Source organism: uncultured Negativibacillus sp. (assembly GCF_944388365.1).
Classification (GTDB): Bacteria; Bacillota; Clostridia; order Oscillospirales; family Ruminococcaceae; genus Negativibacillus.
In genome coordinates, this window is the sequence record NZ_CALXIN010000103.1 from 1 (window position 1) to 5,952 (window position 5,952).

General features: G+C 52.6%; 6 protein-coding genes. 3 read left to right on the forward strand and 3 right to left on the reverse strand.

The window, feature by feature from the left end; all coding sequences use genetic code 11:
- Positions 1 to 264: DUF368 domain-containing protein (locus tag Q0L39_RS10140; protein WP_296628883.1), on the forward strand; the 264-nt coding region annotated here is incomplete at its 5' end.
- 56 nt (positions 265 to 320) lie between these two features.
- On the opposite strand, the gene Q0L39_RS10145 is transcribed toward Q0L39_RS10140, so the two are convergent.
- The 3 genes from Q0L39_RS10145 to Q0L39_RS10155 all read right to left on the reverse strand — a co-directional run bounded on the left by Q0L39_RS10145 (position 321) and on the right by Q0L39_RS10155 (position 3,408).
- The gene (locus tag Q0L39_RS10145) at positions 321 to 1,361 is read right to left on the reverse strand and encodes a lysylphosphatidylglycerol synthase transmembrane domain-containing protein (protein WP_296628885.1); all 1,041 of its coding nucleotides are present in this window, start codon (positions 1,359 to 1,361) and stop codon (positions 321 to 323) included.
- Positions 1,358 to 2,473: a glycosyltransferase family 4 protein gene (locus tag Q0L39_RS10150; protein WP_296628887.1), complete on the reverse strand. Its 1,116-nt coding sequence runs from the start codon at positions 2,471 to 2,473 to the stop codon at positions 1,358 to 1,360. Before Q0L39_RS10150 ends, Q0L39_RS10145 begins: the two co-directional genes overlap by 4 nt.
- A 281-nt stretch (positions 2,474 to 2,754) precedes the next feature.
- Positions 2,755 to 3,408: a redox-sensing transcriptional repressor Rex gene (locus Q0L39_RS10155; RefSeq protein WP_296628888.1), complete on the reverse strand. Its 654-nt coding sequence runs from the start codon at positions 3,406 to 3,408 to the stop codon at positions 2,755 to 2,757.
- Positions 3,409 to 3,777: 369 nt separating this feature from the next.
- On the opposite strand from Q0L39_RS10155, the gene Q0L39_RS10160 reads away from it, so the two are divergent.
- The gene (locus Q0L39_RS10160) at positions 3,778 to 4,218 is read left to right on the forward strand and encodes a hypothetical protein (protein WP_296628890.1); all 441 of its coding nucleotides are present in this window, start codon (positions 3,778 to 3,780) and stop codon (positions 4,216 to 4,218) included.
- 36 nt (positions 4,219 to 4,254) lie between these two features.
- Entirely contained in the window at positions 4,255 to 5,211 is a 957-nt protein-coding gene (locus Q0L39_RS10165) for an alpha/beta fold hydrolase (protein WP_296628891.1), read from the forward strand.
- Positions 5,212 to 5,952 lie beyond the last annotated feature (741 nt).

Consider the following 5,952-nt stretch of genomic DNA (forward strand, 5'->3'; position numbering starts at 1 on the left):
ATCTCGTCGATGAACATTCCGGTGCTGATTCCGGTCGCCATCGGTGTACTGGCAGGTATCCTGCTGGGCGCCAAGGTCATCAATCTGTGCCTGCGCCGCTACGAGCAGCAGACCTACTTTGCGATTCTGGGACTGATCGCCGGTTCGATTCTGCCAATCTGCCTCAATGCCGGCTACACACCAGGCTTCCAGACGGTGCTGTCGGTGATTACTCTGGTGGCAGGAACTGCCATCGCCTTCTGGATGGGCAAAATGGATGCCTAACATACAAAACCAAAACAAAAAAAGAGGGGATATCCCCTCTTTTTTATTTTGCTCGGTTATTCAGATGCACTAGCTCCTTTTCCCCAGACGCCTGCCGTCGCAGTGACACAGCCACCCACCAGAATCGGCAGATAGAAGGTCAGCAGCCGCCACAGCAGAATTGCCAGACTCAGAAAGCTGCCAGGGAAAAAGATGCGGAAGATGGTGTGAAATCCGATCTCCGCACCTGCTGCCGCTCCTGGCAGCGGGATAAAGGAAGTAAAGTTTAATACAAACGCGCCTGCGCAGATCATCAGCAGCACATCCGCCTTGCCCAATCCAAAGCCGTTAAAGATGCACAGCGGGATGAGGAAAAAGGCGGTCAGCTGCATGGCGGTCAGCGCTGACATCTTCATGATGCCGCACACATCGCGGCGCATCTGGGCAAAGCCCTCGTAAAACTCGCCCAGCTCCTTCTGACAGCGCTGACGGGCTGCCTGTGCTTTGTCCTCTCCGATCAGGTGCAGTTTTTGCAGCAGTGCGATCACGCCGTACAAAAACCGCTCGGTGGGACGGCGGAAAAATCCCAGACACAGCAGCGCCGCGATGACCAGGAGGTTGACTCCAAAGCCCACAAAGGTCAGCCAGCCCACGCTGGAAATCTGGCCGGCAAAGCTCTTAAAGCACCAGACCAGCGTAAACGCCGAATACAGGGTCAGCACAAACTGGTAGACGATAAACTTAATCATCAGCGAGCAGCTTGCAAACGAGAGGGAGACCCCCTTTTTGACCAGATACAGCGCCTGCATCGGCTGGCCGCCGCTGGCAAAAGGGGTGATACAGTTAAAAAACTGTCCCACCATCGTCGCCCGAAAGGTGTCCCACAGCTGCTGTCTGGGAGCAAAGCGGCGCACTGCCAGATGCAGACCCATCGTCTCCAGACCCCAGTAGACCACCATCAGGCCCAGCGCTGCCACCATCCAGACCGGCCGCACTCCGCGCACCAGTTCCCACAGGCTTTGCAGGGTATACTGCCGGCAAAGCCACAGGCACAGCGCCACAAAGGTCACTCCGATAAATACAAGCCCACGCCCGTATTTTTTCTCCTGAACGCTCATCGGGATCCTCCTGCAAACTGAAGCAGTTTTTTGCGGCGTTTGAGCTGCTGTTTGCTCAAACTTTCCTCCAGCATCTCCTGATAAAATGCCTGCCACATCGACAGAACATGTTCCTCACTGTAAAACTCGTTGCCGGCGCGGCTCATCTGCATCGCCTGCTCATAGTAGCCGGCATCCTGAGAAAGTCTGGTCAGCTGCTCAACAAAGCCTTCATTGTCCGAAGCCTTGAGGTAGTATCCGTCCAGAATGATCGGATACAGGTCGAGGTCGCGCAGCAGAATCGGAATGCCACAGCTCATCGCCTCCAGCACGGTCATCGGGAACAGCTCGTCAAAGCTCGGCAGCAGCATTACATCGCCCATGCGGTAGATGTCGGGCATCTTTTCCCGCTCGATCAATCCGGTGAAGGTCAGATTGCTCGGATGGTCGCGCAGCAGCTTTTCGATCTCGCGGCGGCCGTCGCTGATGGCGCCGAAGGCAAAGTCTCCTGCCCAGACAAACTGCATCTGCGGCATACTCTCGGCAAGCTGTGCATACTCCAGCACGCCCTTTCGGGTCTGCAGCTGACCGGCACAGACGACGGTAAATTTGTCCTCACTCAGTCCGTACTGACGGCGCAGCTCCTTTTTCTCCTGTGCATCGGCGGGATAGAACACCTTGCCCGACACATAGTTTGGAATGTAGGTGACCTTCTCCGGATCGATGCCGTAGGCTGCCAGCTTTGGAATAAAGCATGGATTGACGGTGACCAGATGGTCCACACTCTTATAGCACTGAATCAGGTAGGTATAGAACGCTTTGCGGAACAGCTTTGGCAGGCGCAGGCTCTGGTCCACCGTTTCGGGCAGAAAGTGCACCGACGCCACGGTGGTGCCGCGCAGCTTGAGCAGCGGCATCTGCAGGAAAAACTGCGGATTGACGGTGTGGATGTGGGTGACGGTGCCCAACTCCTTGGCATTGACCTTGACATTGAGGCGGCACTGCTCTCCGTCCTTCATGGTAAAGCGCAGTCTGCCTGTCACCAGGCGCAGCTCCTCCTCGTAAGCGGACAGAACGCCCTGTCCCTTGACTGTATCTGCGTGCGACAACATATTCAGCGTAAATTCTTTCATATCATCTGCCCCCTCTGTGTTGACTATAACATGGTGGTTTTGTAGTTTGTCATCTTGTTTTGATAAAATTTCGATGTAATTTTCCAAAGTTGGACAGAATTCCCTTTCCTGGCTCTGCTTACTACAACGATTCTTGCAAACCAAATACTACAAGACAACAATCATTTCACACATTCCTTAAAATTTCTTTACATTTATCAAAAAGAGGACAGTCTGCGACACTCCAAAACAAAAACCTCCCTTTTGCCGGATGGTTCGGCAAAAGGGAGGTTTATTTACTGTTATTCTTCGTCGAGCTGGGTAACCTGATAGCACAGGGTCATCAGGCTGTCGCCCAGATGGACGTTTTCGACTGCAATCGGAGTGTCGCTGTCGCGGTGACGCAGTCCCAGGTCGTAGTGGGAGAAGTTCCAGAATCCGCGCACGCCGTAGCTGATGAGGCGATCGCCCAGATCCTCGACCACTTCCTTTGGCAGGCACAGGATGGCTGCATCCGGTTTTACCTCCTTGCAGAAGCTCTCCAGTGTGCTCTCGGACATGATTTCAACGCCGTGAATCTTCTGTCCGATCAGTTTTGGGTTCTGGTCAAAGATGCCCACCAGCTGGAAACCCTTTGCTTCAAACGAGAGGTGTTTGACCAGTGCCATACCCAGATTGCCTGCGCCCAGCAGGATGATTTTGAGATTTTTGTCCAGTCCCAGGATTTTACCAATTTCTTCGTAAAGTGCATCCACATTGTAGCCGTAGCCCTGCTGACCAAATCCGCCGAAGCAGTTGAGGTCCTGACGAATCTGCGAGGCGGTCAGGCTCATCAGCTCTGCCAGCTCCCGCGAGGAGATGCGGTGAACTCCCTTTTGCAGAAGATCATATAAAAATCTGTGATACCTCGGCAACCTGCGGATTACAGAAACCGAAACGCCCTCATATCTTGCCATATCTATCTATCCCTGTCCTTTCTACTCTACCAGCCTTGCAAGGATGCTCACACAAACCGCCTGATTTCCGCAAACTGATGCGATAAATAATTCAATCATACTGATTTATTTTATTCCTCTGTCCCTCTTTTGTCAATGTAAAAAAGAGGTTTGTGTGTACTTTGACGGCAATTTTTTTACCCGGATTTTATAATCTCCTGTAACTTTCCTTTGAGGACATACTTTGTTCATAAATATAGTTTATAATGGGAAGTAACAGGAGGCGAACCCATCGCTTTTTCGTGCAAATTGCTGGGTTCTTTGCTTCCGCTTCGACTCATAGTATCTTCACATAATATACATTACCAACGCTGAATAGGATGGATAAACATGGATATGAAAAAAACTCAACTGACCACTTCCTCCAAGAGCACCGCTGTACTGGTCACCAACCAGTTTCAGTGTGAACGCCTGATTCAAGCAGGTCGGAGCGTTGCCGACATCTCCAAAACCGATTTAATCGTGTTGAATGTACAGAGCAACGAATATCCGGCAAATCCCGAGGCGATTCAGTACCTATTTAATATTTCCACACAAAACGGCGCCATGATGAACGTCATGTATGCGCAGGACACCTTCAAGACCATCGTCCAGTACATCAAGGACAACAAGACCGCCTATGTTGTCACCGGTATGCCGCAGACCAAAAACTCGATTCTGCACCGCATCTGGAAAAAATTTGCACATGTCACCTTTTTCACCGTGGATGAAAACGGCACCCTGCATGAGGTGACCGACAAGAGCGTCTACCAAAAAACCGCTTCCCTGTAAACGGGTCGCGCAAGGAAAGGGGGCTTTTTTGTGAACATGAACATTACCTCCCAGCAGGATGAAGCAACCATCCTGTGGCAGACGTTTTCCCTGCCATCCTCCTGCGAAGGGGAAACACTTTTCTGCCGATTGGCCCAACCCAAATCCGCGCTGCGCGGTATCGTGCAGATTTCCCACGGCATGTGCGAGCACATCGACCGTTATCTGCCGTTCTTTCGCTTTCTAGCTTCGGAGGGCTTTGTTGTCTGCGGCAACGACCATCTTGGTCACGGAAAAAGCTGTCAGGACAGCGCCCATCTGGGCTACTTTGCCCCCGAAAAAGGCTATCAGTATCTGATCGAGGACCTGCACCGCATCACCCTGCAATTACAGCAGCGTTATCCTGATCTTCCCGTGTTTCTGTTCGGACACAGCATGGGATCGATGATCGCACGGCTATACCTGTCCAAATATTCTTCCCTGCTGCGCGGCGTCGTGCTGTGCGGCACTGCCGGACCCAATCCTGCCTCCAAGGCCGGAATGCTGCTATGCCGCAAAATCATCGCTTCCAAGGGACCGATGGCACATTCTGTCCAGCTGTACAAGCTGATCTTTGGTTCATACAACCGCCGCTACGACCATCCCAAGACCGAATTTGCATGGCTGAGCCGCGACGATGAGATGGTCAACGCCTACATTGCCGACCCGCTGTGCGGTTTTGAGTTCACCGCCTCGGCCTATCTGGACCTGCTGTGTCTGCAATACTACTGCAACACCCGTCTATGGTACAAGACGCTGGACCAGAACCTGCCGATGCTGATGATTTCGGGCAGCATGGACCCTGTGGGCAACTACGGCAAGGGCATTATGCAGATTGAGCGCCAACTGACCAAGGCCAGCATCCATGACCTGACGGTCTGGCTGTATCCGCAGGCGCGGCACGAGCTGCTCAACGAAACCAACCGCGACGAAGTGATGCGGGACGTGCTATCGTGGTTTGCGCTGCATTTATAATTTGACTCTAAACAGGGGAGGAAACTCCCCTGTTTTCTTTTGCCCAAAGTTCGAGTGCGGAAATCGTGTTTGCAGGTTGATTCCTGCAGGAACCGTGCGGGCTTACGCAGCCCGCGCCTGCGGAAACTTTCTTATGTGAAGAAAGTTTCACAAAGAGCACACAAGGAACCTCCTGGTTCCTTGACCTCCAGCTAAGGGGGTCAGGCATGATCCCCTTTGATCCCCCACTGTATCAGCAGTAAGTACGCTCGACAAAAGCACTCTGCTGCCCGAAGTGGTAGGTGCAATACCTGACATTTGCTTGCTGGCGGAGCAGACAGGGGGAGAGAACTTCGCTATGCGAAGTTCCCGAGGGGAGTAACTTTTCTGCAGAAAAGTTCGGAGAATGGGCTTTGCCCATTCTCGGGACCGCACACAAAAAAGCAGGACAACGCAGGAAACAGAGGTGCGGTCTTGCCCCTCCAGAGGTGTTTCCAAAGAGGACACTTCCTCTTTGGCACGCCTTTGATTACTTTCCTCGTGAAAGGAAAGTAATCGCAGTGCAGGCTGCGTAAGCCTGCAAATCGACTTTGTAGGGTAGTCCCTACAAGAACATTGCGGGTCTACGCGACCCGCACCCGCGCCTACTTTCTTGTGAAAAGAAAGTAGGCAAAGATTCAGTTGGGACCTCTTGGTCCCAACACCCCCAACGAAAGGGGCAAGCCCCTTTTGAAACCCCGCTGTATCGGCAGCAAGTGATTA

Coding starts and splice junctions, on each gene's coding strand:
- Q0L39_RS10145 (WP_296628885.1), bottom strand. CDS start 1,361: ATGAGCGTTCAGGAGAAAAAATACGGGCGTGGGCTTGTATTTATCGGA.
- Q0L39_RS10150 (WP_296628887.1), bottom strand. CDS start 2,473: ATGAAAGAATTTACGCTGAATATGTTGTCGCACGCAGATACAGTCAAG.
- Q0L39_RS10155 (WP_296628888.1), bottom strand. CDS start 3,408: ATGGCAAGATATGAGGGCGTTTCGGTTTCTGTAATCCGCAGGTTGCCG.
- Q0L39_RS10160 (WP_296628890.1), top strand. CDS start 3,778: ATGGATATGAAAAAAACTCAACTGACCACTTCCTCCAAGAGCACCGCT.
- Q0L39_RS10165 (WP_296628891.1), top strand. CDS start 4,255: ATGAACATTACCTCCCAGCAGGATGAAGCAACCATCCTGTGGCAGACG.